Source organism: Brevibacillus migulae (assembly GCF_004521915.1).
In the GTDB taxonomy this organism is placed as follows: Bacteria; Bacillota; Bacilli; order Brevibacillales; family Brevibacillaceae; genus Brevibacillus_F; species Brevibacillus_F migulae.
This window is the reverse complement of record NZ_SDKD01000015.1, coordinates 1-26,033: the sequence shown is the minus strand read 5'-3', so window position 1 is coordinate 26,033 and position 26,033 is coordinate 1. Positions and strand designations below refer to the sequence as shown.

At 50.7% G+C, this 26,033-nt stretch carries 33 protein-coding genes; 22 read left to right on the top strand and 11 right to left on the bottom strand.

From position 1 onward, the window contains the following. The first annotated feature begins 159 nt into the window (after positions 1-159). Complete coding sequence (locus EIZ37_RS16915; protein WP_134686037.1) at positions 160-441, top strand: DUF2325 domain-containing protein; 282 nt, start codon at positions 160-162, stop codon at positions 439-441. Positions 442-508: 67 nt separating this feature from the next. After that, positions 509-652, top strand: a complete 144-nt coding sequence (locus EIZ37_RS26035) for a hypothetical protein (protein WP_167568957.1) — start codon at positions 509-511, stop codon at positions 650-652. A gap of 63 nt (positions 653-715) precedes the next feature. On the opposite strand, the gene EIZ37_RS26580 is transcribed toward EIZ37_RS26035, so the two are convergent. Continuing rightward, positions 716-1,003: a S1C family serine protease gene (locus tag EIZ37_RS26580; RefSeq protein WP_134685947.1), complete on the bottom strand. Its 288-nt coding sequence runs from the start codon at positions 1,001-1,003 to the stop codon at positions 716-718. Next, positions 1,004-2,560 carry a recombinase family protein gene (locus tag EIZ37_RS16905; RefSeq protein WP_134685946.1) on the bottom strand — a complete coding sequence of 519 codons (1,557 nt, stop codon included), beginning with the start codon at positions 2,558-2,560 and terminating at the stop codon, positions 1,004-1,006. 142 nt (positions 2,561-2,702) lie between these two features. Here EIZ37_RS16905 and EIZ37_RS16900 point away from each other — a divergent pair, with 142 nt between their 5' ends. The 7 genes from EIZ37_RS16900 to spoVAE all read left to right on the top strand — a co-directional run bounded on the left by EIZ37_RS16900 (position 2,703) and on the right by spoVAE (position 6,804). Further along, positions 2,703-3,389, top strand: a complete 687-nt coding sequence (locus tag EIZ37_RS16900; RefSeq protein ID WP_134686036.1) for an ArsR/SmtB family transcription factor — start codon at positions 2,703-2,705, stop codon at positions 3,387-3,389. 54 nt (positions 3,390-3,443) lie between these two features. Continuing rightward, positions 3,444-3,608 (top strand): hypothetical protein, encoded by a 165-nt coding sequence (locus tag EIZ37_RS26030; protein ID WP_167568955.1) that lies wholly within the window; start codon positions 3,444-3,446, stop codon positions 3,606-3,608. 158 nt (positions 3,609-3,766) lie between these two features. Next, complete coding sequence (locus EIZ37_RS16895) at positions 3,767-3,973, top strand: DUF1657 domain-containing protein (protein WP_134685945.1); 207 nt, start codon at positions 3,767-3,769, stop codon at positions 3,971-3,973. A gap of 109 nt (positions 3,974-4,082) precedes the next feature. Beyond that, a complete protein-coding gene (locus tag EIZ37_RS16890) occupies positions 4,083-4,943 on the top strand; it encodes a DUF421 domain-containing protein (RefSeq protein WP_134685944.1) in 861 nt (286 codons plus the stop codon). A 14-nt stretch (positions 4,944-4,957) separates the two neighbouring features. Further along, on the top strand, positions 4,958-5,431 hold the full coding sequence (gene spoVAC / locus EIZ37_RS16885) for a stage V sporulation protein AC (RefSeq protein WP_134685943.1): 474 nt from the start codon (positions 4,958-4,960) through the stop codon (positions 5,429-5,431). Between the two features lie 3 nt (positions 5,432-5,434). Then, the gene (spoVAD, locus tag EIZ37_RS16880) at positions 5,435-6,439 is read left to right on the top strand and encodes a stage V sporulation protein AD (protein ID WP_134685942.1); all 1,005 of its coding nucleotides are present in this window, start codon (positions 5,435-5,437) and stop codon (positions 6,437-6,439) included. Positions 6,440-6,453: 14 nt separating this feature from the next. Continuing rightward, the gene (gene spoVAE / locus EIZ37_RS16875; RefSeq protein WP_134685941.1) at positions 6,454-6,804 is read left to right on the top strand and encodes a stage V sporulation protein AE; all 351 of its coding nucleotides are present in this window, start codon (positions 6,454-6,456) and stop codon (positions 6,802-6,804) included. A gap of 88 nt (positions 6,805-6,892) precedes the next feature. On the opposite strand, the gene EIZ37_RS16870 is transcribed toward spoVAE, so the two are convergent. Then, a complete protein-coding gene (locus tag EIZ37_RS16870) occupies positions 6,893-8,149 on the bottom strand; it encodes a recombinase family protein (protein WP_134685940.1) in 1,257 nt (418 codons plus the stop codon). Between the two features lie 137 nt (positions 8,150-8,286). Next, the gene (locus EIZ37_RS16865) at positions 8,287-8,637 is read right to left on the bottom strand and encodes a winged helix-turn-helix transcriptional regulator (RefSeq protein ID WP_134685939.1); all 351 of its coding nucleotides are present in this window, start codon (positions 8,635-8,637) and stop codon (positions 8,287-8,289) included. A 163-nt stretch (positions 8,638-8,800) separates the two neighbouring features. Here EIZ37_RS16865 and EIZ37_RS16860 point away from each other — a divergent pair, with 163 nt between their 5' ends. Next, positions 8,801-9,904, top strand: a complete 1,104-nt coding sequence (locus EIZ37_RS16860; protein ID WP_134685938.1) for a YheC/YheD family endospore coat-associated protein — start codon at positions 8,801-8,803, stop codon at positions 9,902-9,904. Here EIZ37_RS16860 and EIZ37_RS16855 read toward each other — a convergent pair. Next, positions 9,857-10,393: a trypsin-like peptidase domain-containing protein gene (locus EIZ37_RS16855; protein WP_134685937.1), complete on the bottom strand. Its 537-nt coding sequence runs from the start codon at positions 10,391-10,393 to the stop codon at positions 9,857-9,859. The genes EIZ37_RS16860 and EIZ37_RS16855 overlap by 48 nt on opposite strands. A gap of 233 nt (positions 10,394-10,626) precedes the next feature. Between EIZ37_RS16855 and EIZ37_RS16850 the strand changes: the two genes are divergently transcribed. Continuing rightward, a complete protein-coding gene (locus EIZ37_RS16850) occupies positions 10,627-11,145 on the top strand; it encodes a PadR family transcriptional regulator (RefSeq protein WP_134685936.1) in 519 nt (172 codons plus the stop codon). A 116-nt stretch (positions 11,146-11,261) separates the two neighbouring features. On the opposite strand, the gene EIZ37_RS16845 is transcribed toward EIZ37_RS16850, so the two are convergent. The 3 genes from EIZ37_RS16845 to EIZ37_RS16835 form a co-directional block, all read right to left on the bottom strand. Continuing rightward, positions 11,262-12,374, bottom strand: a complete 1,113-nt coding sequence (locus tag EIZ37_RS16845) for an aminopeptidase (protein ID WP_134685935.1) — start codon at positions 12,372-12,374, stop codon at positions 11,262-11,264. Between the two features lie 158 nt (positions 12,375-12,532). Further along, the gene (locus tag EIZ37_RS16840; RefSeq protein ID WP_134685934.1) at positions 12,533-12,625 is read right to left on the bottom strand and encodes a YjcZ family sporulation protein; all 93 of its coding nucleotides are present in this window, start codon (positions 12,623-12,625) and stop codon (positions 12,533-12,535) included. 95 nt (positions 12,626-12,720) lie between these two features. Further along, positions 12,721-12,813, bottom strand: coding sequence for a YjcZ family sporulation protein (locus EIZ37_RS16835; RefSeq protein WP_134685933.1), 93 nt, complete (start codon positions 12,811-12,813; stop codon positions 12,721-12,723). Positions 12,814-12,983: 170 nt separating this feature from the next. Here EIZ37_RS16835 and EIZ37_RS16830 point away from each other — a divergent pair, with 170 nt between their 5' ends. From EIZ37_RS16830 to ytxJ, 3 genes are all read left to right on the top strand, one after another. Next, positions 12,984-13,217, top strand: a complete 234-nt coding sequence (locus EIZ37_RS16830; RefSeq protein WP_134685932.1) for a hypothetical protein — start codon at positions 12,984-12,986, stop codon at positions 13,215-13,217. 164 nt (positions 13,218-13,381) lie between these two features. Beyond that, positions 13,382-13,783 carry a hypothetical protein gene (locus EIZ37_RS16825; RefSeq protein WP_134685931.1) on the top strand — a complete coding sequence of 134 codons (402 nt, stop codon included), beginning with the start codon at positions 13,382-13,384 and terminating at the stop codon, positions 13,781-13,783. Between the two features lie 114 nt (positions 13,784-13,897). After that, positions 13,898-14,227, top strand: a complete 330-nt coding sequence (gene ytxJ / locus EIZ37_RS16820) for a bacillithiol system redox-active protein YtxJ (RefSeq protein WP_134685930.1) — start codon at positions 13,898-13,900, stop codon at positions 14,225-14,227. Positions 14,228-14,304: 77 nt separating this feature from the next. On the opposite strand, the gene EIZ37_RS26025 is transcribed toward ytxJ, so the two are convergent. Together EIZ37_RS26025 and EIZ37_RS16815 are read right to left on the bottom strand one after the other, a co-directional pair. After that, on the bottom strand, positions 14,305-14,457 hold the full coding sequence (locus EIZ37_RS26025; protein ID WP_167568953.1) for a hypothetical protein: 153 nt from the start codon (positions 14,455-14,457) through the stop codon (positions 14,305-14,307). 119 nt (positions 14,458-14,576) lie between these two features. Then, positions 14,577-15,740: a methyltransferase domain-containing protein gene (locus EIZ37_RS16815; RefSeq protein ID WP_134685929.1), complete on the bottom strand. Its 1,164-nt coding sequence runs from the start codon at positions 15,738-15,740 to the stop codon at positions 14,577-14,579. Positions 15,741-15,978: 238 nt separating this feature from the next. Here EIZ37_RS16815 and EIZ37_RS16810 point away from each other — a divergent pair, with 238 nt between their 5' ends. From EIZ37_RS16810 to EIZ37_RS16800, 3 genes are all read left to right on the top strand, one after another. After that, positions 15,979-17,232, top strand: a complete 1,254-nt coding sequence (locus EIZ37_RS16810; protein WP_134685928.1) for an MFS transporter — start codon at positions 15,979-15,981, stop codon at positions 17,230-17,232. Between the two features lie 273 nt (positions 17,233-17,505). Next, entirely contained in the window at positions 17,506-17,826 is a 321-nt protein-coding gene (locus EIZ37_RS16805; protein WP_134685927.1) for a DUF2325 domain-containing protein, read from the top strand. A 119-nt stretch (positions 17,827-17,945) separates the two neighbouring features. Further along, a complete protein-coding gene (locus EIZ37_RS16800; protein ID WP_134685926.1) occupies positions 17,946-18,761 on the top strand; it encodes an alpha/beta hydrolase in 816 nt (271 codons plus the stop codon). Positions 18,762-19,116: 355 nt separating this feature from the next. Here EIZ37_RS16800 and EIZ37_RS16795 read toward each other — a convergent pair whose 3' ends face one another. Continuing rightward, positions 19,117-21,270 (bottom strand): cell division protein FtsA, encoded by a 2,154-nt coding sequence (locus EIZ37_RS16795; RefSeq protein WP_134686035.1) that lies wholly within the window; start codon positions 21,268-21,270, stop codon positions 19,117-19,119. Between the two features lie 339 nt (positions 21,271-21,609). On the opposite strand from EIZ37_RS16795, the gene EIZ37_RS16790 reads away from it, so the two are divergent. The 5 genes from EIZ37_RS16790 (at position 21,610) to EIZ37_RS16775 (ending at position 25,942) form a co-directional block, all read left to right on the top strand. Further along, positions 21,610-22,704 (top strand): bifunctional 3-deoxy-7-phosphoheptulonate synthase/chorismate mutase, encoded by a 1,095-nt coding sequence (locus EIZ37_RS16790; RefSeq protein ID WP_134685925.1) that lies wholly within the window; start codon positions 21,610-21,612, stop codon positions 22,702-22,704. A 179-nt stretch (positions 22,705-22,883) separates the two neighbouring features. After that, on the top strand, positions 22,884-23,009 hold the full coding sequence (locus EIZ37_RS26575) for a hypothetical protein (RefSeq protein WP_268898757.1): 126 nt from the start codon (positions 22,884-22,886) through the stop codon (positions 23,007-23,009). Between the two features lie 535 nt (positions 23,010-23,544). Continuing rightward, positions 23,545-23,823: a metal-sensitive transcriptional regulator gene (locus EIZ37_RS16785; RefSeq protein ID WP_235828084.1), complete on the top strand. Its 279-nt coding sequence runs from the start codon at positions 23,545-23,547 to the stop codon at positions 23,821-23,823. 171 nt (positions 23,824-23,994) lie between these two features. Beyond that, positions 23,995-24,999, top strand: a complete 1,005-nt coding sequence (gene ccpA, locus EIZ37_RS16780) for a catabolite control protein A (RefSeq protein ID WP_134685923.1) — start codon at positions 23,995-23,997, stop codon at positions 24,997-24,999. A gap of 22 nt (positions 25,000-25,021) precedes the next feature. Next, complete coding sequence (locus EIZ37_RS16775; RefSeq protein WP_134685922.1) at positions 25,022-25,942, top strand: 5'-methylthioadenosine/adenosylhomocysteine nucleosidase; 921 nt, start codon at positions 25,022-25,024, stop codon at positions 25,940-25,942. Positions 25,943-26,033: the final 91 nt, after the last annotated feature.

Genomic DNA, 26,033 nt, shown 5'->3' with positions numbered 1-26,033 from the left:
GTAAATTTACCAAAAGGTTACAAGAAGAGTATTGCCAATTATAATTGGGAATGATAATATTTATCAATGAGAATGGTTTTCATTATTAGTACTTACACTCAAGTGAACTGCCTACATAGAAAATGACAAACAAACAATCAATCAAGGAGGATTTTCATGATGCAGACGATTTTAGTAGTTGGTGGAGATAGGTTGGGTAATATTGTAGAGTTGCTGCAAGAGCAAGGATTCCGCGATGTTCACCATGTCAGCGGGCGCAAAAGCTCCCAGACCGGTATTAAAATTCCAAGCGGTGTGCATTTGATTCTGGTTCTCACTGATTTTATCAATCATAATTTGGCAAAAACAATCAAAGCGCAAGCCAAGGACAGACAGCTGCCTATTCTTTTTTGCAAGCGTTCTTGTGCAGCCATTTCCAAGGCTTTGCACCAGGTTGCGTAGCATACTGGGAAACGTCTCGGGGGACTCTAACAGTAGCTTGTGAAAGCATTCCCGGGAGGTTTTTTGAATGGAAAAACAAAACCATTTGGATGAACTGGCCATCGCCGAGCTGAATGAGCAGCAGCTGCAGCAATTAAAAGAGGCAGAAGCACAATTGAACCAAGGCGGCGATGATGTCTACCTGATTGCGTTTCAAAAGAGCGCCAAATGATGTCCTGTAAACTGCATAAAAAAGAAACATGGACCCCGCCTGCTGACGGGGTTTTGCTGTTTTTTAATAACCCATGAGTTCCTCCAAATACGGCTTCAACGCATTTATGCCAATGGCAAAGCCAAGGCATTGGCTGGACTGAATGATAAAGGCATTCACCCCGATAACTTCCCCATGGAGATTAATCAAAGGTCCGCCGCTATTTCCCGGATTGATGGCTGCATCCGTCTGAAAAATCTCTTCGTATACACGTCGCGACACTTGCAGGCTGCGGTTTTTGGCACTGATGATTCCAGCTGTGACAGAGGATACGGGTGAAGTGCCAAAGACAACGAGGGAAGTGAATGGCATTTACGTCGTAAGCGGCAAGTCATCTGGAAAGCGATAGAAGATGTGCAGGGAAAACGGAGTAATGCGCTGTCCCTTGCGCTTATCCCAACGCTCCAAGTGAACGGATGCGATGAGCAAGTGCAGCAGACGGTTTTTCAGCTCGGGCCGGGGAAGTTTTCGATAGGCTTGGGCAAAGGTGTGATAAGGCTTCGACCCATGCTCCATTCTCGCCAATAATGCAGCGTGAAGGGCTTTCTGATCTTGAAGCTGTTCCAGCTCTTGGGACCACGCAGCGAGGGCAGCCAATTTATCCTGAATCAGTGTACGCCTTTTTGCAAATTCGTCGGCGGTATACAGGCCGGACTCATAGCTGGCATACACCGTGCTCAGCTGCTTTTCCAGCTCACTGTGCTGCCGCATGCGCAAGGCCTTGTGCTGGTCGGGTTCGTGTTGGCGGGTGGAAAGCGGGAGATCTGCTAAAGAAGGGCAAGGGATCGCTGCGAGAAACGTCAGCAGCATTTGTTCCACCGCGCGATATTTGACATACGTACAGCCGGGTGTAGTGCACCATAGCATCTCTTTTTCGTACTGGCTATTGCTTCCGTCCTTCTTCCGATAGGAGGTGCGGGTGGTTTGGCGGACCATTTTTTTGCCGCAGCGGGCACAGCGAATCAACCCGGTCAGCTCGTGAAGGGAATGATCACTGCGCAGCGAGGGAGCTTGTGGGCGGCTTTTTTGCCGGACCTTTTGAAAGTCATGGGGAGAAATAATGGCAGGATGTGCATCGGGAACAATGATGGTCTCGCCGGCTTCTTTCTTGCGGTAATGAATTTCGCCGATATACACAGGGTTATGGAGGATTTTTTTGATGGTAGTGGGATTCCACCCGTCCCTGCCAGAGGGAGACGGAATGCCGCGATTCGTCAATCGGGCGGCAATGGCACGGTAGCCCAGTGGTCTGCCGCCTTCCCCATGCAAATAGGAGGCGAAAATCAGACGCACCACTTCTGCCTCGGCAGGGACGATCAGCAGGCGCTGTGTGCGCTGGTCAGTCCGGTAACCATAGGCGGGAGTCGAGCCCATGAATCGGCCGGAGCGGGCGTATGTATGCTTGGCACTCTGCAGCCGTTCGCGGATCGTTTCGAATTCTTCACGGGAAAGAAACATCTCAAAGCGAATCTGCCGCAAATCATTGACATTCAGCGGATCGTACAAGCGATAGGGTGTCAGGATGTATATGCGTTTAAGACGGATCAGTTCATACACGCGGCCATAATCGCGAAAGTCGCCGCGCGTCAGACGTGAAATTTCCTTTACCGCAATGCAGTTGTATTTTTCCTGCTCGAGATCGTGAAGCACCTGTTGAAATATCGGCCGGGTACGGATCTTATCGCCGCTGCCGATCTCGATGACCATATCATAGGGCAGGTCATATTCCTGCAGCACGCGTTCCATCACGGCTCGCTGCATGGCGATCGTGTCTTCGCCCGTACGTTTTTCCCGCTCGACATCTTCGCGTGATCGGCGCAAATAACTGATGATCCGATGGATGCGGACGCTCTTTGGCAGACTGATCATCCTGGCACCTCCAAGCAAAATGGGGCTTGAGAGTCACAGCGTTCTCTCTTTGTCATTGTATGGGCGGATGGGGAGAATAGCACGGCAGAAGACGTTCCATTTTCCCATTGTCAAGCAAGCATCATTCGTCTACTATCGAAGTATGAGTACATATCCAAATTTTGCTTATATTGCTGGATTGATTGGTGACCCTACCCGTGCTGCGATCCTGAATAGTCTCTTGGATGGTCGAGCTTTGCCGGCCAGTGAGCTTGCTTATATGGCGCGTGTCTCACCCCAGACGGCAAGCGCTCACCTCGCCAAGCTGGTGGAGGGAGGGCTTTTGGGGGTAGAGACACAAGGCCGACACCGCTATTATCGGTTAGCGAGCGCCCAAGTCGCTCATGTTCTGGAGATGCTGTCCACGATGTCCCCGCCTGTGCAGGTTCGTTCTTTGCGCCAGTCTGATCAATTAAAGGAAGTGCGGCATGCGCGGACCTGCTACGACCATTTGGCTGGCCAGCTCGGTGTGGAAGTCACCAAGCGGCTCCTGGAACGAAATATACTCAAGGAGGCCGATGGCGAGTATCAGGTGACCGCCGAGGGAGAAGCGTGGTTTCAGCGCTTCGGCATCGATGTCGAGGCGGCCAGGCAGAAGCGACGGGCCCTGGCCAGGCCATGTCTGGATTGGAGCGAGCGTCGATACCATCTGGCAGGAACGTTGGGTACGGTTTTTACGAAGCGGCTGTTCGAGCTGGATCTGATCACGAGGGCTTCCGCCACTCGTGCGGTTCATGTGACTGAAAAAGGAAAGGAGGCTTTTCGCGAGTATCTGGGCATTGAGCTCTAGTATGGGACAATTCCCGCTCCTCATACCTTTAGCAAAAAGGAGAGGAAGGATACCGTGGGGAAAGAGCTTTTGCAGAGCATACAGGGAGAGTATGGCGAGATACGTGTGAGTCCGATGGCCGCTTCAGGAAAAGAGGCCGAGTTACAAGATTTGTACGCATTTTTGCTGGAAGCCTACCTGATAGTGGAAAAGAAAAATGCGGAAAAACCTGCTGATTGATAGCAGGTTTTTTCTTTTATCGATTTTTTTGCTCCGTTTCCACTTTCTTACTTGCGGGAAAGAAGTATAAATCCCTTTTCTGGAACAATTCTATACTTGTCATGCTCCTCACGGCAGAGAATCTGACAGGAGGGGCAGAGGAAAGCGAGGTGAAAGCAATGACAGTATCCACACAAGTGAAACAGACTTTAGCTAGCCTGAAAAGCGCCCAAGCCAATCTGGAAACGTTCGCCCTGAATACGCAAAACAAGCAAGCGAAAAAGATGTACTCTCAGGCAGCGCAAACTGCACAAAGCATTTGCGATACGCTTTCGCAGCGTGTGACTGAACTGGAAAATGAAGAGCCTCAATACAAAGGCTTCTAAGGCTGCCATGCTTGCGTTGCTTTCGCCGAAGATCTGGGTTGGAACACTGTTTGCTTGACGAGAGGAGGGAACTCCTCCTCTCTTTTTCCAGGCAAAGGGAGGTACATAGATGCCGGGATGGCTTTCCATTATCGTTAGTTCGTTTGTTTCCCTCGCTTATCTTTTTGTTCTTTCCCGTTTGATTGGGAAACGGCAAATTTCCCAGCTTACGTTTATCGATTTTATCGTTGCGATTACCATCGGGTCGTTGGCAGCGGAAATGGCGAGCAACATAGATGGCCCGATTATCCATGGACTTTTGGCGATGAGTATTTTTGGCTTGTTTCCGATCGTGAGCGGTTGGCTTTCCATGAAAAGCAAAGTCATGCGCAATTTCTTTGATGGAAATGCAACGATTCTCATCAAGGATGGAAAGATTTTGGAGGATAACCTCAAGCAAGAGAGGCTCACGACCGAAGACCTGCTGGAAATGCTGCGGGCCCGTAGCGTTTTCAAAGCGGCAGACGTGGAATTCGCCGTCATGGAATCCAGCGGGAAGCTTAGTGTATTGCTCAAATCGGAACAACAACCGATCACTCCCAAAATGCTGAAAATGGCGGTCAGTCCGGCAGAGGAGCCGCAGACGGTCATCATGGACGGGGAAATCATGGACGAGCCGCTGGCGACCATCGGCTTAAACCGAGCCTGGTTGAAGGCAGAGCTGGAAAAGACAGGCGTGGCCCTTGAAAACGTATTTCTCGGTCAGGTGGACAAGGGTGGAGGGCTTTACGTCGATCTGTACGATGACAAAATCAAGGTGCCTGAACCGACCGCTACCAAGCTGACCTATGCCACGTTGAAAAAATGCCAGGCGGATCTGGAGCTGTATGCGCTCTCGACCAAAAGCGCGAAGATGAAACAACAGTACAGCCAGGAAGCACAGCGCTTGCAGGATGTATTGAATCAAGTGGAACCGTTACTGATGCGGTAAAGGAGTTGGGAGACTTGGCCAACGAAAAGAAAAAGATGTTCACTCCGACACAGCTGGACTATCAGGCGTTTGCAAAGCAGCATGAGCCTCCGCGGCCGCTCTTGAGAAATTTTACGAGAGCTTTTCTGGTCGGCGGCTTCATTTGTGTGGTAGGTCAGGCGCTGCAGGAGTTTTTCATGCGCTATTTTGATTTCACGGAAAAAACGGCGGGCAATCCTACCACAGCGGTACTGATTTTTTGCTCCGTATTGTTGACGGGCTTTGGCGTGTATGACCGTATTGCCCAATGGGCGGGGGCCGGCACAGCGGTACCCGTGACCGGCTTCGCCAACTCGATCGCGTCAGCGGCGATTGAACATCGTTCGGAAGGATATGTGCTCGGAGTCGGGGGCAACATCTTCAAGCTGGCTGGATCTGTGATCGTTTTCGGTGTGGTTTCTGCCTTTTTCATCGGGATCATCAAAACGGTATGGAAAATGGGGTGGTAGTGCGTGTTAGTCGGACATCAAACCTGGGTGTTTGAATCAAAACCCGTCATACTGGGTTCGTCTGCCATCGGAGGGCCATTTGAGGCAAAGGGTCCGCTTGCGGATGATTTCGATACGCTGCATGGAGATTTGCTGCTCGGGCAGGATAGCTGGGAAAAGGCGGAAAGAACGCTGTTTGAGGAGGCTGCGGACAAAGCGATCGAAAAAGCGGGATTGACCAAGGAAAAGATCACTTTCATGCTCGGAGGGGATCTGATGAACCAGACGATCTCAGCCAACTTTGCCGCACGTACCTTGGGTATCCCGTTTCTCGGCCTCTTCGGGGCTTGCTCTACGGCGATGGAAGGACTGGCGTTGGCTGCTCAGCTGGTCGATTCGAAGGCTGCCGAATACGCCTTGGCCGTTACAGGCAGTCATAATGCTGCTGCCGAAAAACAGTATCGGTACCCAACCGAGTACGGCTCGCAAAAGCCCCCGACAGCGCAATGGACCGTGACGGGGGCTGGTGCTGCCGTAGTATCCGCAAGCGGAAAAGGGCCGCGCATCACCTCAGCGACGATCGGCAGGATCGTGGATATGGGACTGTCCGATCCCTTCAATATGGGAGCAGCGATGGCTCCTGCTGCCCTTAGCACCATCGAGGCCCATTTCCGCGATCAACGGCTCGATTTTTCCCATTATGATCTGATCGTCACCGGTGACTTGGCCCGTGTCGGACATACCATCCTATCGGAGCTGTTGCCTAAGCATAATGTCCACATCCCATTGGATCGTTACAAGGACTGCGGCATGCTGATTTACGGAGACAATCCCAATGTATGGGCAGGCGGGAGCGGATGCGGATGCTGCGCAACCGTTACCTATGGTCATTTGCTCAACCGGATGAAAGAAGGAAAGTGGCGGCGGATGCTGGTGGTGGCGACAGGAGCGTTGCTGTCCCCGATCTCTTTTCAACAGGGAGAAAGCATTCCGTGCATCGCTCACGCCGTATCGATTGAGAACGAATGAGGGGGCCGTTCACCATGACATTTTTGTGGGCGTTTCTGGTCGGGGGATTGATTTGCCTGATTGGACAATTTTTAATGGACGTGATGAAGCTGACACCTGCCCATACGATGTCTACACTGGTCGTGGCAGGAGCGGTCCTGGATGGATTGGGGCTGTATGAGCCATTGATCAGCTTTGCAGGAGCGGGAGCCACCGTGCCGATCACCAGCTTTGGCAATGCCTTGGTTCACGGGGCGATGGCCGAAGCCGAGCAGCATGGTTTGATTGGTGTCGTAACCGGCATTTTTGAAGTGACAAGTGCAGGGATATCGGCAGCGATCGTGTTTGGATTTTTCGCTTCTTTGTTTTTCCGGGCGAAAGGATGACGTTTTTGGTATGAACGTCTGTACGCGGCTGTGACGGAGTTTTCCAAACCAAGCGGGGAACCGACTGCTGCGGCAGGGGTAAACGGCTTTATAGAAATTCCAGGCGGTGAATGGTGAGTGGGCGTCCAGACACGACCAGCCGCTGCACCAGGACGGCGATCCATTGCTTTTTTTCCATCACATCTGCATATGACCACAGCCTGGGGATATCTCGTAGGAGCATTTCCAGGTTTTTTGGCAAGGCGATGCCATTTTCTTCGTAATAGATCCTCTGTATGAGGGAAGCGGGGGCGCTGAGGCGGGATGCATGGGAAAGGAACAGCTCTTCCAGAGCGGTCTCGCGGATGGCAGGGGCATTACATTCCTTTTGTCGCTGCTTTTTACACAAGTAATATCGGTTAAGGTAATATTCGCCTTCCTTTTTCTTGGTCCGGATCGTTTTTCCATACATCAGCTCTCCACACCGCGCGCAGATCACTTTTCCGGCAAAAAGGAAGTCGGAGGCCAGCGCTCGCCCATGCTGTTGCCGACGTGCTTCCAGTAGTCTTTGTGCGGTTAGAAAGGTCATCTTGTCAATAATCGGCGGATGCGTTCCTTCCCGGATGATCCAGGTGTCGGGGCTGTTTTTTTTCTGGCCGCCCTCGGCGTAGTTCCAGCGCAATGCGCCATAATACACGTGGTTTTGCAGCATATGGGAAAGCGTGGTCGCACTCCAGCGAGCTCCGGTTCGGCTGGGAAGCTGCTGATCATTCAGCACCTGAGCGATATCGCTGAGACTTTTGCCGATTTCATGCAGGGAAAAAATCTTCCGGACGACCTCAGCTTCCTGGGGATTGATCCGCAGACTGCCTTCATGCAGGCGATAGCCATAAGGCGGCGGTCCCCCCGGTCGCTTTTCCTCCAGCGCCATCTGTTCCATCCCCAGCTTTACCCGCTCCGCCAGGTTTTCCCGTTCCCACTGGGCAAGGGCTGCTACCAGCGTGATAAACAAGCGGCCGATCGCAGTCGTCGTATCATACACCTCGGTACAGCTGCGGAAGCTTACCTGCACACGCTCCCATTCCTCCAATAATTGATAGAGGTCCAATACCGATCGGGTGAGCCGGTCAAGCCGATAGACCAGGACGATGTCAATTTTTTGCCGGCGTATGTCATGAAGCATTCGCTGCAGGGCTGGACGATCCAGATCCTTGGCACTGTAGCCTTCATCGATATAGTGATCGACAATCAACCAGTCCTGGGAAGACGCATACCAGCTCAGTTTTTCGCGCTGCGCCGCGATGGAGAACCCATCCTTTGCTTGTTCCTCCGTACTGACACGGATGTACAGAGCGGCTCGTTTCACCGTATCTCCCGCCTCCCTCGACTAGAAAGTGAACACGCTAGATCTTATCGCGGGGGAAAGGAAGATATGCCAAAAAGGCCTCCCCATCCGTCAGGTAACAGAATGGGTCAGGCCTATGTGTATGAGTCGTATGCGTGTCATTCCTTACAGGTATCCTCGGGTTTGATCTCTACCCAATCATGGCTCCAATGCTCAATGGATTCAATAACCGGGCGAAGATCGGCTCCTTTTTCCGTCAGCTCGTATTCAATCCGCACCGGCATTTCCGGATACACCTTGCGCTCAAGAATGCCTTCTTCTTCCAATTCCTTCAATCGTTCCGACAGCATTTTATCGCTCAGCTGCGGCACAATCTCGCGAATATCCTTAAAACGAACAGGCCCGTTCAACATTACGCGAATAATCAGTCCTGTCCACCGTTTGCCTAAAATGCTGATCGCATGCTCGTATTTGGGACACATCTGGGTCAACGGATTCGAATGTTCCATCTGGGTCACACCCCTGTATATCTGATTCTTTTCTACTGTATCATACTTACTTGAGAAAAGTAAGTGCAGGAGCAAACACCCATATTTTACCTATCCATGACGAAGAACACAGTATGGCTCCGCCAACATAGACTACCGCATGAGCAAATGCAAAGAGGGTGGAGTGATGAGTCAAGCCGTAATCGGAATTTTAACGTGGCGAAGCGGCACCCGGTTTTCCGAACCTGCCTACCTTCGCAAGCTGGTGAAAGCGGGTCGGGAGATGGGCGCAATCGTTTATTTGTTTTCCTATCAGGATGCTTATCCGGCCAAGAAGCAAATCCATGGTTTTGTCCCCGGAAAAAACGGGGGATGGGTGCGCCGCTGGTTTCCCTGGCCCGATATGGTGATTGACCGCTACCGGAAGCGGGTTCCGGGCTATATCCGGTTTCGCCATCGCAGCCATTTTCCGTATGCCAACAGCACGTTCAGCAAAAAATGGAAAATCACCAAACTGCTTACGGATGAAATCGCGACCAGACAGTGGATACCGGAAACGGTTGATTACAGCAAGCCTCGTCTGCTGCACATGCTGAAGCGGCACCAGCTGCTGTATGTAAAACCCGGAAATGGCACAGGCGGCAGGAGCATCCTGAAGGTAGCGGCCACTGCCAGAGGCTACCATCTGCAGGGGCGCGACAAGTATCAACGGATGCGTATGGCCCGCTTTGCCACGGAAGCTGCGACGGCCGCCTATGTAGAAAGATGGGTGCATGAGCAGAAGATCCAGGACGGCCCTTTTATGGTACAGCAAGGGCTGCAGCTGTCTTTATTGCCCAATCGGGTGGCGGATGTCCGGCTGCTCATTCAAAAGGATGAGCGCGGCGAGTGGGATGTAACGGGACTGGGGGTCCGCGTAGGAGCAGCCAACAGCTCTACCTCCAATTTGCATGGGGGAGGGCGCGGCATTCCGTTTGAGAAGTTTATGCAGGAGCGCTTTGGGGAAAGGGCAGAAGAGATTCGGCGCGAATGCTGTGAGCTTGCCCATCAGACGGCGGGCACACTGGAAAAGCATTTTGGGCGGATGATCGAGTTTGGACTGGACATCGGGATTGATGTGGACGGAAAGGTCTGGTTAATCGAAGTCAATCCCAAGCCTGGCCGGGAGATTTTTCGCGAAATGGGACAGCTCAAGACCTATCGTCTGGCAATCAGGCGGCCCGTCGAATACGCGATCCGCTTAGCACAGGAAACAAAGCGGCGAACCGTCCGGGTGCATCACCGATGATTTTACCCCTGTGCCCAAAGGCGGGGAACCGATGCTCAGTACCCATTCGCCGACTTTCGTTTCCGCGGAATCACCCAGCGGGAGCGGACGCAATTTCCCGTGGGGTTTGATTTTGATGACAGCATAGTCCCGGGTCCGGTCGCTGGCGATGCGTTCCGCTTCATACACGCGGCCATTATAATGTTTGACCAGGATGGTCTTTGATTTTCCAATGACGTGTTCGCTTGTTAAAATATAGCCATCGGGGTGAAAAATAAAGCCCGAGCCGTAGCTGCGTTCCGAATGCGTATCAAAGGGCTGCTGCTGCGTGACAAGAAATTCCTGCAAAAGCTGATCGATACTGCTGTTTGTAGAGCGATCTTCGGTGACAATGGAGACAACCCCTTCTTTCACTTGTTCCACAAGTGGCACGAAAAAGTTATAGGGGTGTAAGCTGCTTTTTACAGGATAATCTTTATTTGCGTATGCCGACCATTTACGGCGTTTCATCCGCTGATCCCCCCACTTGCCGTTCGATATGGTTCATAGTATGGCAATCGCGGAGGGGAGGGAAGCCCATTTATTCACTGATGGAATGAAGACAAAAATTGATATAATGTAAAAATAGTATTAGTATAGTAAAAAGGCAGTTATTTATCATAGTATTCATATAAGAATACCTTATCGTTTGACCGAATTTCAATAGGTGAGAATGCAACGAGAGAAGAGTCTGGAGGACAGTCATGGATGTAAAAACGATCATTTTAGGGTTTTTGAGCGAGGGGGAAATGAGCGGCTATGATATCAAGCAGGCTTTTTCCAACTCAATCGGTTTTTTTTACGATGCCAGTTTTGGGGCCATCTACCCTGCATTGCGTAAGTTAGAAGAGGAAGGGCTTGTAACCAAGCAAGAAATTATCCAGTCCGGAAAACCTAATAAAATTCTCTATCAAATTACGGACAGCGGGAAAGATCTTTTTTACCAGGAAATGGCTTCCCCCATCGTACCGCCCATTCTGCGTTCCGATATGCTCGTGAAGATCTTTTTCGCGGGAAATCGTACTGTGGAGGAGCGGGAAGAGCTTTTCGCGAATGGCTTGCAGATGCAGAAGAAGTTGTTGGAGAATACAAAAAAAGCGTTCGCGAAAATGGCAGACTCGCTGGATCCTTATCAAACCTTTTGCTGGAAGTATACGATGAATCATTTGGAAATGACCATCAAGTTCATTGAAGATCAAGCTCCGCACCTGTTGAAACAATAGAGGGGACATTCCCTGCGGCAAAAGAAAAGCGAAACGGCCTTCTGGCTCGTTTCGCTTTTTTTCACATAGTGCAGCTAAGGCTCCGCCAAAGGTGTGGCGAAGCCAAGATTTTTACATTATTTCAGGTTCTCGGGGTTAAGTGCTTCCAGCTCAGGAATGACAAAGCGTCCGTCTTTGCGAATCAATTTGTCATCGAAGTAAATTTCGCCTCCGCCCCATTCCGGACGCTGAATGCATACGAGATCCCAGTGAATGGCGGATTTGTTGCCATTCGGCGCTTCATCATAAGATTGGCCAGGCGTAAAGTGGAAGCTGCCGTCGATCTTCTCGTCAAACAAGATATCTTTCATCGGATTTTGAATGTAAGGGTTGACCCCGATTGCAAATTCGCCGACATAACGAGCGCCTTCATCTGTATCGAAAACTTCATTAATCCGTGCGGTATCGTTGGACGTTGCCTCGATAATTTTCCCGTCCTTGAAGGTCAGCTTCACATTATCGAACGTAAAGCCCTGATAAGGCGATTGCGTATTATACGTGATCGTTCCATTGACGGAGTCTTTGACCGGGGCTGTAAACACTTCGCCATCCGGAATGTTGTACGTTCCTGCACATTTGATGGCTGGGATGCCTTTGATCGAGAAAGTGAGATCGGTACCTGGACCGGTGATCCGCACTTTATCCGTTTTTTCCATTAGTTCAACCAGGCTGTCCATCGCTTTGTCCATTTTGCTGTAATCGACCGTACAAACCTTGAAGTAAAAATCTTCAAAGGCTTCGGTGCTCATGCTGGCGAGCTGGGCCATCGAAGGGCTTGGGTAACGCAAAATGACCCATCTTGTCTCGGGGACGCGTACATCCAGCACCGGACGCTGCAGCTGACTGGTGTACAGCTTCATCTTGTCGCCAGGCACGTCGGATTGTTCATTGATGTTATCGCCGCTGCGAATGCCGATATAGCAGTCCATTTTTTTCATGAAGGAAACCTCGGCCTCACGCATGACCGCCAGTTGCTCTTCGTTGGTTTGCCAAATCAGCTCTCTCTGGATGGAAGGGTTGATCAACTGAACGTAAGGGTTGCCGCCAGCCGCGTACACTTTTTTTATCGTGGCTTTCACCAATTCGGTCACTTCACCAATTGCATAAATTAAAACATTCTCACCCTTTTGCACACGGGTGGAATAATTGACCAACACGTCTGCGAGTTGGTCCAGTCTGGGATCTCTCATTTGAATATGTACCTCTCTTTCGATGACGTTCGTACTTATTGTACACAAAAACGGAAAAGACAACCACCTGCGCGGATAAAGCGCCCGAAAGCGAAAAAAGCAGAAAAAAGCAAGAAAGACTCCGCCAGCATGGCGAAGTCTTTGCAAATTCGATCCGATTAGTCTTCCGCTGCACCTACGATCACCAACAGGATAAAGAGAACCAGGATCAACGCAAAATCGTCAAAATCACCTTTGAAAATGCTGCTCATACAATCTTCCTCCTTTTATTTAGGGACATTGATTTTGGGGTGAGGGTTGCCCCCGCCCGGGCCCCATCAGGCGTTGCGCCGGACGGGTATCTCCATTAATCTTCCGAAGCGCCCACGATTACGAGTAGAATGAACAGGACGAGAATCAGTACAAAGTCGTCAAAGTCGCCGCTGAAAATGCTGCTCATGTTTGACATCCTCCTCCGTTTGTTAGTCTCTTGTGCTTACATCCATAACATATGGGGATATTTACTATGCGGTAACGGCATATGCCTATATGACGACAATGTTTATTATTCAGAAAACATGGAAAAGCTAGAGGATAGGAAAGACTACGCATCGCGAAAGGATGTTATTCATGCGCAAGGCAATGATCATACCACAAAACGAACAGCTCTCGATTACGATCAGTGTGGGGGAGGAGTTCAAATCCATCGTCTGGAAGGCACAGTTCGATATGGATTTCAACACGGAGTGCTTATTCTGCTATTCGGATCAGATTACCGGTTACCGGGTGGAGGATGAGTTTGGGAAAGCTGGGAAGGTAGCGGTATGTCCGCATTGTGAGAAGGTCAATGCGATATATGCATAGGTGACGAATGAGACGCTGGTTGAGCCCCTGACTCTTTACGGGGGCTCTTTTTTGCTTTCGTACTGGCACTTCACCCACCATGTACCACTGAGAGTTCAGCAGGACTTTTCAATCGCTTCACGAATTTTAGTATATGTAAAAAACGTGGAGAGTGAGGTGAACCCATGCAAAAGCATTGCAACCGCTGCGGCCATGAAATGAGTATCATGCTGCGCAATGTCGTTTATCGCAATCGTGTGAAGATAAATAATGTACCTGTCTATGTGTGTTTGGATGAAGACTGCTCACACTCCCAGGTTGTTGATATGGTGAAGGATGATTTGAAAAACCTGATGAACGAGCTTGGCAATCATCCACCGAAGCAAGCCGTTGAATTCGAGGAGATCTCCGAGTTTTCGAATCTGCTTGTTTTGGTTGCCGATCAGGAGGAAGAGATTCCGACCAAGCTTTTGATTGAAGAGCGAATCAATGAACTATTGGATATATTCCTGCTCGCGCAATCACTTGGCGACGAGAAGTGGATGGGAGAGGTCCGTAAACGTCTCATGCAGCTCATGCACATATAAGGGAATCGCATACATTCTCAAGGGCAAAGTGCATTTTCACGGGGGATTTGCTGGTATCTCTTCGCTTTTTTCCTTATACTAAGTGGAGAACGATAAAGTGAGGAGAATACTAACATGTCGACCTATCAGGAACTGCATTCGATTGAGGAATTGAATGGATTTCTGGAGACCCCAGGAAAAAAATTGCTCTTCAAGCATAGCACCGTCTGCCCGATCAGTACGGCAGCGTATGAAGAGTTTCAGGCATATCTGAAAGAGCAAGCGGTACAAGCAGCCGTGATTCTCGTTCGCGAAGATCGCCCGGTATCCAACGAGGTAGCCGAGCGGTATGGGATCAAGCACGAATCTCCGCAAATTTTCCTGCTCGATGGCAACGATGTAAAATGGCATACCTCCCATTGGAAGATCACCAAAGCATCCATTGGAGAAGCGGTTGCCCAATAAAGCCAAAAAGAACCAGTGTGTACCGGTCTCATGCCGGATATGCACTGGTTCTTTTCTTGGATGGGGGCGGGATTGTATCAGATGGCGGCTTGGGAAGATTGAGGGGATCGGGCCATCAAGCGGTCGAGCAGCTGCTTTTCATAGTAGGCAAACGAGCTGTCCTTTTCACGTGGCCGAGGCAGGTTGATCCGGGTGTCGGCCAAAATGCGGTCATCCTCGATAAGCAGCACGCCATCCGCCCATGTGAATTCGGGTAAGAATGTCGAGAATGTCGACTGAGTTAGTCGAGATTCACCTATCAAGAAACGATTGACCTTGTTAGTCAGTCTAATCAGCCAATTCCTACCTGTCATTGCTTCGCTTCAGGATAAGTGGCTACGATGAGCCAAGCATAGTTATTGAGCTGCGAAAAAGAAACATCCATGCCGTTCTTTTGAAAAACGGTTCGCAGGTCCTCATGCAGCTCATAGTACTCGGTCAGCAAATCATGCAGCACATTGTGCTGATGGTTTCGTTTGGCCCGTTCGATCATCTTTTGTTTGCTCGCTTCGTCGATGAAACAGGTATCCGCGATGATGATTCTTCCGCTGCGATCAGACAAATGGCTTTGGAGCAGTCGTATGGCCTCCCTTTTCTCCTCCAGCGGCAAATGGTGAAAGGCAAAGGTGCTCACCACTGCGTCTACCTTTTCATGCTTGAGCAAAGGCAAGCTGAGAAAATGACCGTCTCTCAGGTCGATTTCGATGCCTTTTCGTTTCAATTGCTCCCGCATCAGTGGGGAAGGCTCAACCCCGATGACATGATACCCGCCTCGTGTAAGAAGTCTGGATAGATTCCCTGTCCCCGGTCCGATCTCCAGCACGGTACGGCTGCCCAGGGGGATCTGCCCGACCACAGCTGCCAAGATGCGATCATAGCCTGCGAAGACCTCCTGATATTCCCCCTGGCTGTCATAGACAGTCTCATCATACGAGGAAGCCCATTGGTCAAACAGCTCGTTGAACCTGGCATTCTTCACCCTGTCCGCTTCTTTTTGCGCGGGCTCCTCCGGGGCGTATTGCTGACAGGCGGCCAGTGGAGGAGTGTACACATTCAGGGTGACGACTCTCTTCTTCGTGGCATTCTCAATGGCATGGATTTGATCTTTCGGCACATACACCAGGCTGTTTGATGGATATACCTCTTTTCCCGCGTCATGCAAGCGCCCATCATCTCCGGTTTGGTAAAGCAGATTGGTCAATTCTCCTTCGACGACGATTTCGCAGCCAAAAGAATCCCCGTGATTATGCGGCAGGGATTTGGCGCCGGCTGGCAAATGGATCAGCACCACCTCTACATCATCCGTGCGGAGCAGGACATTTCGCCCATACGGAATGCAACCATCAGGCTCCACCAGATGCGGCGCAACCTCGGAGGGATTCGCCTGCAGTGCTTCCAGTGCAAGCTTGAGCTGCTCCTCCTGCGGATTGACAAGGGGGGCAAAGAGCTTGTGCAAACGATCAATGAAATTCACAACATCACCTCTTTTATTGATTCATCATGAGGATAGCGGCTGAACGGGTCGACATTCAGCTGAAATGAAAGTGGTTGCACAGTAGCCTATTCCGCCGTTTTATCAGAAGTGCGGAAAGAGCGGATAGGCAATCGCCCAAAAAAACGACGAGGCAAAGGTTGGTGAGGTATTAAAATAAAGCCTATGGGGATACTTGGGATTGGAGAGCGAAAGATCCTGAAAGGAAGAGAATAACCATATGCAGGCCGATAAAAAATGGGATTTGATTTCTGTTGCTTCGATTCCGCTGATTATGACCCTCGGGAACTCGATGATGATTCCGATTTTGCCCGATTTGAGCAAGAGGCTGGATGTCACCTCGTTTGAGATCAGCATGGTGATTACCGTGTATTCGCTGCTTGCTATTCCTCTGATTCCGGTTGCGGGTTACTTGTCTGACCGCATCGGCAGAAAAAATGTCATTATTCCCAGCCTGATCATTGCGGCAGCAGGTGGACTGATTTCCGGTCTCGCCTGCTGGTTCATGAAGGATCCGTACTGGATCGTTTTGCTGGGGCGGCTTTTGCAAGGAGTGGGAGCGGCGGGAGCGTTTCCGATTGTACTGCCGCTCATCGGGGACATGTTTCAGAGGGAGGATGATGTCAGCCAAGGGCTAGGGCTAGTTGAGACCGCAAATACATTCGGCAAAGTACTGAGTCCCATTTTGGGAGCGTTTCTGGCGGGGATTCTCTGGTATCTCCCGTTTTTAACCATTCCTGTTTTTTGCTTGATCTCGATTTTGCTCGTTGCCTTTTTGGTGAAATCCCCGAAGGAAAAAAAGGAGCCAAAGGAGTTTCGCGCATTCCTGGGGTCCATCAAAGCGATTTTCCGGCAAAAGGGGCGCTGGCTGTACGCCATATTCGTAATAGGCGGGATTTGTATGTTTGTTGTGTTCGGCTTGCTTTTTTATCTCTCCTCGCGTTTGGAGGATCAGTACGGGATAGATGGGGTCAAAAAGGGACTGATCCTGGCGATCCCGCTTGCATCCCTTTGTTTGGCATCTTATTTGACTGGCAAGAAGATCGGGCAAAATAAAATCCTGATGAAGTGGATCACGTTTCTGGGATTGCTGCTGCTGGCGGGAGCTGTATTCATTGCCGGTTATATGCGCAGCATGACCTTCATTACGATTGCTTTGTTTATCAGCGGCATCGGAATCGGCGTCACCTTGCCTTGTCTGGATGCGTTTATTACGGAGGGAATCAAAAAGGAGGAACGGGGCACCATTTCCTCCATCTACAGCAGCATGAGGTTTATCGGGGTGGCAGCTGGCCCCCCTGTGGTTTCCGTGTTAATGAAAACGACACAAATGACACTGTTTTGGACGATGACCGGCTTGAGTGTGCTTTCAGCTTTGTTGGCGTTATTGGCATTGCGGCCGTCCCAAGGCAAAGGGGGAGCGGGAGATACGAAACGGCTTGGCAGCAATCGCCACCACTACGAGCGGACATAGAGTGGGCCAAAAGCTGTAAAAGAAAAAGGCTGTTCCCTGGCAACGCGCATTTGCTGGAACGGCCTTTTTGTTTCGATCGAAAATCAAGCTGAATGCCAGATACCGAACACAGGCGATCCGGCATGCGGGGGAACTGCGGAAATTATCTCCAAGACCTGACGTGTTGTTAAGTTTTTGTTTTGCTTGACAAAAGGCAGCATATGCTCAATAATAACCGTAATTCCAAGTAAGTAAGTATGAATACTAAGGAATAAATGGTGAGGTGACGAAGCAATGCCATCCGTGCTTGTGATTGGCGGTGATCGTTTGGGGAACATACGGACACTGCTTACCAGTATGGGCTTTACCGAGATCATTCATGTGACGGGCCGCAAACCGTCCGACTGCAGGCTGACTCTCCCTGTGCAGACAAAAATGATTCTGGTGTTTACGGATTTCATCAATCACAACCTTGCCAAGCATATAAAAGTACAAGCGAAACAGCATCAATTGCCCGTTTACTTTTGCAAACGATCCTGTTCGGCGATTACATCCTCCATCACTTCTTTGCCGTCCAGCGTATTTGCAAATGAAGCGGAAGCGGTTACCGCATAGGAGTCGTTATGGAGGTATGAACCATATGAAGCCGATCAGAAAGCTGAAGGCCCCTTTCGTCTGCGAGTAAATTCGCGAAGATGAGAAGGGGCTTACATTTTTTAAGGAGGCTCGATGAAATGGAAAAACACGTACAAATTCCTGTGACGATTGGATCTCTGGCAGCGACGCTTCATGTGCCGGATCGACAAGGCTCCGTTCACCATAAATGGCCGCTGATCATCATTTGCCATGGGTTTGTCGGGTCGAGAATCGGCGTGGACCGACTTTTTGTACAGGCAGGACGCAGCTTTTCTGCCCAGGACTTTATGGTGTTGCGATTCGATTATGCAGGCTGCGGGGAAAGCGAAGGGGACTACGGAACCTATCCGTTCCCCGATCTCGTGGAACAGACGATTCAAGTCATTGATTTCGCCGAACAGCTGCCGGAGGTTGATCCGGATCAAATCTTCCTGATCGGACACAGCCTGGGCGGGGCGGTGGCCACCTACGCGGCAGCAAGGGATAGCAGGGTGAAATCGTTGGTGCTATGGTCACCGGTCGCATATCCGTTTCGTGATATCGTACAGATCGTAGGGGAGGACATTCTCCAGCAAGTGCAAAAGCATCGTGCTGCCGACTATCTGGGCTATGCATTATCGCCCGTATTTTTCCAATCGCTTTCCGAAGCCCAGCCGCTAACGGAAACGAAGGATGTAGCGGGAGATGTTCTGGTGGTGCACGGCAGCAACGACGAAGAGATTCCACCGAAATACTGCTTCTATTATCAGAAGGCGTTTCGTTTTCGACCGAGGGGAGTATGCGATAAGGAAATTATCGTGGGAGCCAATCATACATTTTCACATGGGGCCCATAAGCGGGAACTGTTCGCATGCACGAGTGCGTGGATTTCTCAAAGAGCCAGCATCGGTGCGAAACGGATTTCCTTGCCCTAAGGCACCGCGCAGTTTTGCTTGCCGAATCTGTATGTGAAGAAGAAGGCGTATCCCCACAGGGGCCTTCAAAGCGAGTGGAGCTGCCGTCGGGGTATCCCATGCCCGGGAGCCGGGGATCAAGTATTTCGCGATGCCGATCCGTGCAAGCGTATGGCTGGGCGAGGAGGCGCTGCTGGTTGCCATCAATACAGGGACCGGCTTGAAGTATCCAGAGTCGGTGGATGTGGCAGTGCCACGCTTCAACCGGAGGATGATCTTCCTCCAGTGGTTAGACATGGGTAACATGGCTGATCATAAAGAAAGGATAGACAATCGGAATAGTTCCGAACCGTCTATCCTTTTTATTATACGACGATTATTCCCAAAACAATTCCAGGCGATCGCCGTTTTGCAGCTCGGTCTGGAAAGATGCAGGCTCTCCGTTCACCAAGGTGGTCAGGCGTGTAACGCCGCCTGCCGCTGGCTTTTCGAGGGACACCTCCACATAGCGGAACACATCATTAAAGATCGGATTTTTGCCAGGAGCGGCTTTCACCGTTATGAAGGAACCGTCTTCGATCGGTTCATCTGCGGAAACCGCAGCCCCATTTACTGTGATGGTCACATCGGCCATCGGGATTTTCACCGGTTTGCCGTTAAACGTCACTTTCATTTCCTCCTGGACCCATTCCTCAGGGGGAACCACATCTTTAATGGCAGGCAGCGGGAGGCTTTCTACCAGATAAGTCAGCTCATCCCCGATTGTTATCCGATCGGTCAGGGCAGCGGGCCGGCCGTTTAACAGAAGCGTTGTTTGGTGACGCGGCAAAGCGTACTCCTGTCCATTCAAGGTGAATCGGATACGCCCTTGCTCCTCGCTCTCTTCGGCATGATCCGCTTGCAAAATGCCGGTATGCTGCAGCACCTCCTGAATCGTACGCGGCATGCGAATTTCCACCTCATCGCGATCATTGAGCGCTGAATCGAGCGGGCAGGATTCGCCATTTCGATAGGCGATCACAGAGAGGCTGTGCGTTTCGCCATTGATGACGAAGGAAAAGGATTCATCCGTGTTCAGCAGATCCTTGATGCTGGCTTTGGCTTCTGCTCCGTCCTGGCCGGGGATGACATGAATGATATCGTCATTGGCCAGCGGGGCATCCAGCCCGGCAGGCTCCCCGTTTTTCGTGATGATCGGTGCCGTGCCGTGACCACCGGGGATGATTTTCATCCGCCCATTCACGGTGATGGTCATCGCGAGACCCGGACGGCCGAACAGGCGGCGAATATCCATCCCCGCGGTAATCAAGGCGTCTCCCAGCGTCATTTTGCGCAGATCAAAAATACGCACGGACAGATCATTCACTTTGACCGTCACATATTTGATCGGGTGACGACGCGCTGCAACCGCAATCCCGACAGGCGTGACGAATTCAGGCCCATTGATCAACGGATGGCTGCCTACAAATTGAGAAACGGCATCTGCTCCGCGTACGGCTACCCGGTTGGCAGGGATTTCGAGCATGCCGGCGACTTTTTCAGTAAGCTTCGGTGTCAAGCTGCCGCCGCCGATCAGCATGACTGCCTGAGGTGCTTTTCCGTTTAGTTCGAGGATCTTTTCTGCGATTTTTAATGCAAGCTGATTGATTTCGCCGTCAATCGCTGCCACGACTTCCGCGCAAGGAAGCGTATGCTCGATGCCCAAAATATCCTGGAACGTGACCGTTTCACTGGAGGCAAGCGATCTCTTCACCTCTTCCGCCATGGGAAAATCGAGCAAAAATGCGTTCATCAGCGCGTCGGTAATCTCGTCACCCGCGACTGGCACCATACCATAAGCGGTGATGGCGCCTTCCTCTGTCAGCGCGATGTCGGATGTGCCTGCGCCAATGTCCACAAGCGCAATGTTCAACCGCCGCATGGTGACGGGGATCAAGACGTTGATGGCCGCAATCGGTTCCAAGGTCAATGCCTGCATGGACAGACCGCATCGCTGCAGGGCCGCCAACAGGGAGTCTACGACGACGCGCGGGAGGAACGTAGCGATCACATCGATTCCGGCTTTGTCTCCACGCTGATCGATCAGATTCCCGATCAGCTCGCCATCGAGAAAATAATGGACAACGCTGTAGCCGACACAGTAATATCGGGTGAAATCCTGCTCATTCAGCTCTTGGGCAAGCTGTGCCTGCGCTTCCTGTACGGCGGAGAATTCCAGGGCGAGCACATCATCGCGGGAGAATGCCTGCTGCTGGGAAATCTCCATTTCCATCCGCACTCGTCGTGTACGGAGGGAACGGCCCGCAGCCGCAACCGCCACTTGTGTGAGCGGTCCGTGCTTTTCTTCCAGACGCTCTTTAATTTGGCTGATAACTTTGGCGACAGCGACTACATCATGGATCTGACCGTCGAGCATCGAGCGTTCACTATGCTCCTGGACAACGCAGTCAATCACCCGAAATTGGTCATCGACCGGCTCCACGATGAGTCCGACCACGCTGCGAGTGCCGATATCTAACGCAAAGATCATTTCTTGCGAGGATGTATGTGCATCATGTGACAAACGCGTCACTCCTAACAATAGGGGAGCTAGCCCTTATTTTTTCCACATTATGCATTCGACGCAAATAAGCAAGAATCCTGTCGAATAAGAGAGAATGATTACATATAGAAAACGCTTACAATTTCTTAACAAAATACTTTCGCGCTTTTTAGCGCTAAAATGCTGACAAAGGGACTCTGATCTATTATAATGATTCAAAATTCGGTTGGTCGATAGGAATAGATCGACGTAATCGGCAGTAAAGAATCTGTATCGCAAAAATTTGGCAATGCCAGGTTTTTAAAGACTAGAGAGGTGGAGAACGAGATGAGCCATGATCCAATTGAAAGCTTGCGCAAGCAGGTAGATGAAGTGAACCTGCAGATCCTAGCACTGATCAACAAACGAGCCGAGTTGATTCAAGAGGTAGGGAAAGAAAAACTGAAGCAAGGCATTAACCGCTTCGATCCAGAACGTGAACGCGAAATGCTGAATCTCTTGGTAGAAAACAACAAAGGTCCTTTTACTGACAATACAATTCGTCACCTTTTCAAACAAATTTTCCAAGCGTCGCTTGATCTGCAAAAGGATGACAACAAAAAAGTATTGCTCGTCAGCCGCAAGAAAAAGGCAGAGGACACCGTTATTTCGATCAAAGGTGTGGAATTTGGCGGAAGCGCTCCGATCTTGATCGCTGGACCATGCTCTGTTGAAAGCTACGAGCAAGTGAAAGCAGTAGCTGAAAACCATGTGAAGCAAGGGCTGCGCGTGATCCGCGGCGGCGCTTACAAACCTCGTACCTCTCCATACGATTTCCAAGGCCTTGGCGTTGAAGGTCTGGAGATCCTGAAACGGATTGGCGACGAATACAATCTCGTCACCATCAGTGAAATTGTAACGCCTGCTGATCTCGAGCTGGCGACTCAATACATCGACGTGATCCAGATCGGTGCACGCAACATGCAAAACTTCGAGCTGCTGAAAGCAGCAGGCCGCTTGAACCATCCGATTCTGCTCAAGCGCGGTCTGTCCGCAACGATCGAAGAATTCATCTACGCAGCTGAGTACATCATGTCCGAAGGCAACACGCAAGTCATGCTGTGCGAACGCGGTATCCGTACGTATGAAAAAGCTACCCGCAATACGCTGGACATCTCTGCAGTACCATTGCTGAAGCAAGAAACCCACTTGCCTGTTTTCGTGGATGTAACTCACTCTACTGGCCGTCGCGATCTCCTTCTTCCTACTGCGAAAGCAGGCTTGGCAGTGGGCTCTGACGGGGTCATGGTTGAAGTTCACCCGGATCCAGATGTGGCTCTCTCCGATGCGAAGCAGCAGTTGAACATCCCGGATTTCAACAACTTCCTGGAGGAATTGCTCAAATCCGGCTTGTACAAAGCGGAAGTGCTTTCCGGCAAATAAAAATTCCAGATCCTGAAAAGGGATCATCACGCAGGCTTTCTCTTTTTGGAGAAAGCCTGTTTTTTGTGCTTGTATAGTTGCTGTGGTAGGGAGAGCATGTTTCGCAACTCCTCTTCATTCTTCGCCCCGCTGTGGGCAGGGACTGTCCGCTCCGCAGCGAATCGATGGGGGCCGCAAAAGTGGTAGCCGCTACGAAGCTGATGCAGGTTGCGGCCCTTTTTCCTGCGATTCACTGCTCCGCTCGGTCGGGCTTCGCAGGCGCTCCGTTGCGAAACATGCTCTCCAGCGTAGCAGCAACGATTTGAAAGAAAAAACATCTAAATACGTAAATCATAAAAGAACGACACCAAGAATCTAGATGCCCTATGCATTTGTTGTATTGCAACGAGTGCATTGCTTTCATCATTTAACCATCCGGGCTATTGTACAGAGCTGCGAGAGGAAGGAAAAAACGGGAGGGGCGGAGTCTGTGCCATACATACAGAGGTGGAGCTTCCAAAAACGGTACACGCTTGTCGCGCAACCTCGTCGGTTGAATACGCTTCTTTGAACCCTTTTGCGCGACGTACCGTTTTTGGAAGCGGAACCGGACAGTCTTCACTCCCTTGCGGGTGTGGCAAGAACGCAGCCCCGCCCGTTTTTTCCTTCCCCGACCACAATGTTTGCACACAAACAAACAAACAAACAATGAGCACTTTCTATTCCGGTAAAGACCTGTTATACTAGAGGGGGGTATATTTGAGATCAAAACTTTCTTAATATAAAGGAGAAATTCAAATGGAAAATGAACAAGTGCTTGAGCAAGATCAACTGGAAGAGTGCGGTCATTGCGGCACGCATATGAAATCGACGCCGCATTCCGAGAAGCTGAAAAGCAATCTGGGATCCCGGTTAAATCGCATCGAAGGCCAGATTCGCGGCATCAAAGGGATGATTGAAAAGGATGTTTACTGCGACGATATTTTGAACCAAATCGCAGCCGTGCAATCGGCCTTGAACTCCGTAGGGAAAATGCTGTTGGAAGGACATATGAAAAGCTGTGTGGTCGAACGGATTCAGCAAGGAGACCACGAAGTGATTGAAGAATTGATGAAGACCATGAACAAATTGCTGAAATAATGGATGCCCTTTCTATCTTTTCTGGTAGAAAGGGCATTCTATATATGAACGTTCTTGAAAGTTTTCAGAAAAACGATTGCAAGTGCGAAAAGCTTGTCGTATCATATGTGCATACAATTTATGAAAATAGTATTGAAAGCCAAAAAATGGGAGAAAGCGAGGAATATCGCGATGCCAGTAACAATCTATGATGTGGCAAGAGAAGCGGGCGTCTCCATGGCGACAGTATCTCGTGTAGTCAACGGAAACCCGAATGTAAAACCGACAACCCGAAAAAAGGTAATGTCAGCAATTGAGCGTCTCGGGTATCGTCCCAATGCAGTAGCACGGGGATTAGCCAGCAAAAAGACAACAACGGTCGGGGTAATCATCCCTGACGTATCGAGCATGTTATACTCCGAATTGGCACGCGGGATCGAGGATATCGCGACCATGTACAAATATAATATTATCTTGTGCGACTCCGACCAGCGCTTGGAGAAGGAACTGCAGTTGATCAATACGCTGCTGGAGAAGCAGGTGGACGGGCTGCTCTTTATGGGCGCAGAGATCAAGGAGGATCATTTGCATGCCTTCTCGACAGCCGCAGTCCCTACCGTATTGGCAGCGACTCGCGACCCGGACAATATTTTGCCGGCGGTCTCGATCGATCATATGCAAGCGGCATATGATGCGACGAAGGAATTGCTGGATCGCGGACACAAGCGGATTGCGCTGATCGGCAGCCCGGCAAGCGACCCATTAGGCGGTCTGATGCGCTTGGAGGGCTATAAAAAAGCGCTGTTGGACGCAGGCATTACACCTGATGAGCAGCTGATTGCCAGTGGAAATTACCGTTATGATTCCGGGCTGAAGTCCATGAATGACTTTTTGCAGGTGAAGGAACCGCCTACCGCTGTTTTCGCGGCGAGCGACGAAATGGCGATTGGTGCCATTCACGCTATCCAGGATGCAGGGCTGAAGGTACCTGGTGACATTGAGGTAATGGGGTATGACAACATTCGCTTGGCGGAAATGGTGCGTCCTCGTCTCACCACCGTCGTCCAGCCGATCTATGATATCGGAGCCGTAGCAATGCGACTTTTGACCAAATACATGAACAATGAGCATGTGGAAGAACACGTCGTCCTGCTGCCGCACCGCATCCATTACCGCGAGAGCACGCGAAAAGAGTAGGCAAGACAAGGAGGCAATTGTGATGCGTGTGGGGATTATCGGCGCAATGGATGAAGAAATTGCGCTTTATTTGGAAGCCATGCAAGAAACCAAAACCACCACCAAGGCTGGGATTACGTACTATGAAGGCACATTTTCAGGACGTCAGGTTGTCCTGTGCAAATCGGGTGTAGGAAAAGTAAACGCCAGCGTCTGCACGCAGATTCTGATCGATGCATTCGGTGTGGATCAGGTGATCTTTACCGGGGTAGCCGGAGCGGTGCACCCTGAGCTCAATATTGGGGATATCGTCGTTTCCACCGATTGTGTGCAGCATGACATGGATGTGACGCCGCTCGGTTTCAAACCTGGGCAGATCCCATTCACGGAGAAGTGGATTTGGGAAGCTGATCAGCATCTCGTGCAGCTGGCAGTGGAGGCAGGGCAACAGCTGGGTGAGGACATTCATGTGGTGACAGGGCGGATTCTATCGGGTGATCAATTTGTCGCAGACCGCGAAAAAGTGAAAGCACTCTATGAGGAATTTGCAGCTTCCTGCACGGAAATGGAGGGAGCCGCAGTCGCTCAGGTGTGCGCGATGAATGAGAAGCCTTTTGTAGTGGTTCGTTCCATGTCTGACAAGGCGGACGGCTCTGCCCATGTGAATTTTGTGGAATTCACAAAGCTGGCTTCACAGCGCTCTTACGCAATCGTCGAGCAAATGCTGAGCAAGCTGTCGCCAAAAGCCATCGTGTATTCGACGAAGGGTTGTGTCGATTGTGAATTGGTGAAGCAGTGGCTGACAGCGAAGGGCATTGAGTTTGAAGTGCGTGATGTCATGACCAGCCGCGCTTACCAGGAAGAAGTGGAACGCTTTGGCTTCATGGGTGTGCCTGTGACCGTAGCAGGGGACAAGGCGTTTAAGGGCTTCCATCCGGACGAACTGGAGAAGCTGTTTTCGTAAGAAGCATAGAGTTGAGGAAGAAGAGGGACTCCCGTACAGAAACGGGAGTCTTTTTTGTGCGCCCAGCATGGGCGATAGCTATAGGGTGAAA

What these genes read in the sequence shown, in the direction of transcription:
- EIZ37_RS16915 (WP_134686037.1), top strand. Translation starts at nt 160, where the DNA reads ATGCAGACGATTTTAGTAGTTGGTGGAGATAGGTTGGGTAATATTGTA.
- EIZ37_RS26035 (WP_167568957.1), top strand. Translation starts at nt 509, where the DNA reads ATGGAAAAACAAAACCATTTGGATGAACTGGCCATCGCCGAGCTGAAT.
- EIZ37_RS26580 (WP_134685947.1), bottom strand. Translation starts at nt 1,003, where the DNA reads ATGCCATTCACTTCCCTCGTTGTCTTTGGCACTTCACCCGTATCCTCT.
- EIZ37_RS16905 (WP_134685946.1), bottom strand. Translation starts at nt 2,560, where the DNA reads ATGATCAGTCTGCCAAAGAGCGTCCGCATCCATCGGATCATCAGTTAT.
- EIZ37_RS16900 (WP_134686036.1), top strand. Translation starts at nt 2,703, where the DNA reads ATGAGTACATATCCAAATTTTGCTTATATTGCTGGATTGATTGGTGAC.
- EIZ37_RS16895 (WP_134685945.1), top strand. Translation starts at nt 3,767, where the DNA reads ATGACAGTATCCACACAAGTGAAACAGACTTTAGCTAGCCTGAAAAGC.
- EIZ37_RS16890 (WP_134685944.1), top strand. Translation starts at nt 4,083, where the DNA reads ATGCCGGGATGGCTTTCCATTATCGTTAGTTCGTTTGTTTCCCTCGCT.
- spoVAE (WP_134685941.1), top strand. Translation starts at nt 6,454, where the DNA reads ATGACATTTTTGTGGGCGTTTCTGGTCGGGGGATTGATTTGCCTGATT.
- EIZ37_RS16865 (WP_134685939.1), bottom strand. Translation starts at nt 8,637, where the DNA reads ATGGAACATTCGAATCCGTTGACCCAGATGTGTCCCAAATACGAGCAT.
- EIZ37_RS16855 (WP_134685937.1), bottom strand. Translation starts at nt 10,393, where the DNA reads ATGAAACGCCGTAAATGGTCGGCATACGCAAATAAAGATTATCCTGTA.
- EIZ37_RS16850 (WP_134685936.1), top strand. Translation starts at nt 10,627, where the DNA reads ATGGATGTAAAAACGATCATTTTAGGGTTTTTGAGCGAGGGGGAAATG.
- EIZ37_RS16845 (WP_134685935.1), bottom strand. Translation starts at nt 12,374, where the DNA reads ATGAGAGATCCCAGACTGGACCAACTCGCAGACGTGTTGGTCAATTAT.
- EIZ37_RS16840 (WP_134685934.1), bottom strand. Translation starts at nt 12,625, where the DNA reads ATGAGCAGCATTTTCAAAGGTGATTTTGACGATTTTGCGTTGATCCTG.
- EIZ37_RS16835 (WP_134685933.1), bottom strand. Translation starts at nt 12,813, where the DNA reads ATGAGCAGCATTTTCAGCGGCGACTTTGACGACTTTGTACTGATTCTC.
- EIZ37_RS16830 (WP_134685932.1), top strand. Translation starts at nt 12,984, where the DNA reads ATGCGCAAGGCAATGATCATACCACAAAACGAACAGCTCTCGATTACG.
- EIZ37_RS16825 (WP_134685931.1), top strand. Translation starts at nt 13,382, where the DNA reads ATGCAAAAGCATTGCAACCGCTGCGGCCATGAAATGAGTATCATGCTG.
- ytxJ (WP_134685930.1), top strand. Translation starts at nt 13,898, where the DNA reads ATGTCGACCTATCAGGAACTGCATTCGATTGAGGAATTGAATGGATTT.
- EIZ37_RS16810 (WP_134685928.1), top strand. Translation starts at nt 15,979, where the DNA reads ATGCAGGCCGATAAAAAATGGGATTTGATTTCTGTTGCTTCGATTCCG.
- EIZ37_RS16805 (WP_134685927.1), top strand. Translation starts at nt 17,506, where the DNA reads ATGCCATCCGTGCTTGTGATTGGCGGTGATCGTTTGGGGAACATACGG.
- EIZ37_RS16800 (WP_134685926.1), top strand. Translation starts at nt 17,946, where the DNA reads ATGGAAAAACACGTACAAATTCCTGTGACGATTGGATCTCTGGCAGCG.
- EIZ37_RS16795 (WP_134686035.1), bottom strand. Translation starts at nt 21,270, where the DNA reads ATGATCTTTGCGTTAGATATCGGCACTCGCAGCGTGGTCGGACTCATC.
- EIZ37_RS16790 (WP_134685925.1), top strand. Translation starts at nt 21,610, where the DNA reads ATGAGCCATGATCCAATTGAAAGCTTGCGCAAGCAGGTAGATGAAGTG.
- EIZ37_RS16785 (WP_235828084.1), top strand. Translation starts at nt 23,545, where the DNA reads ATGAAATCGACGCCGCATTCCGAGAAGCTGAAAAGCAATCTGGGATCC.
- ccpA (WP_134685923.1), top strand. Translation starts at nt 23,995, where the DNA reads ATGCCAGTAACAATCTATGATGTGGCAAGAGAAGCGGGCGTCTCCATG.
- EIZ37_RS16775 (WP_134685922.1), top strand. Translation starts at nt 25,022, where the DNA reads ATGCGTGTGGGGATTATCGGCGCAATGGATGAAGAAATTGCGCTTTAT.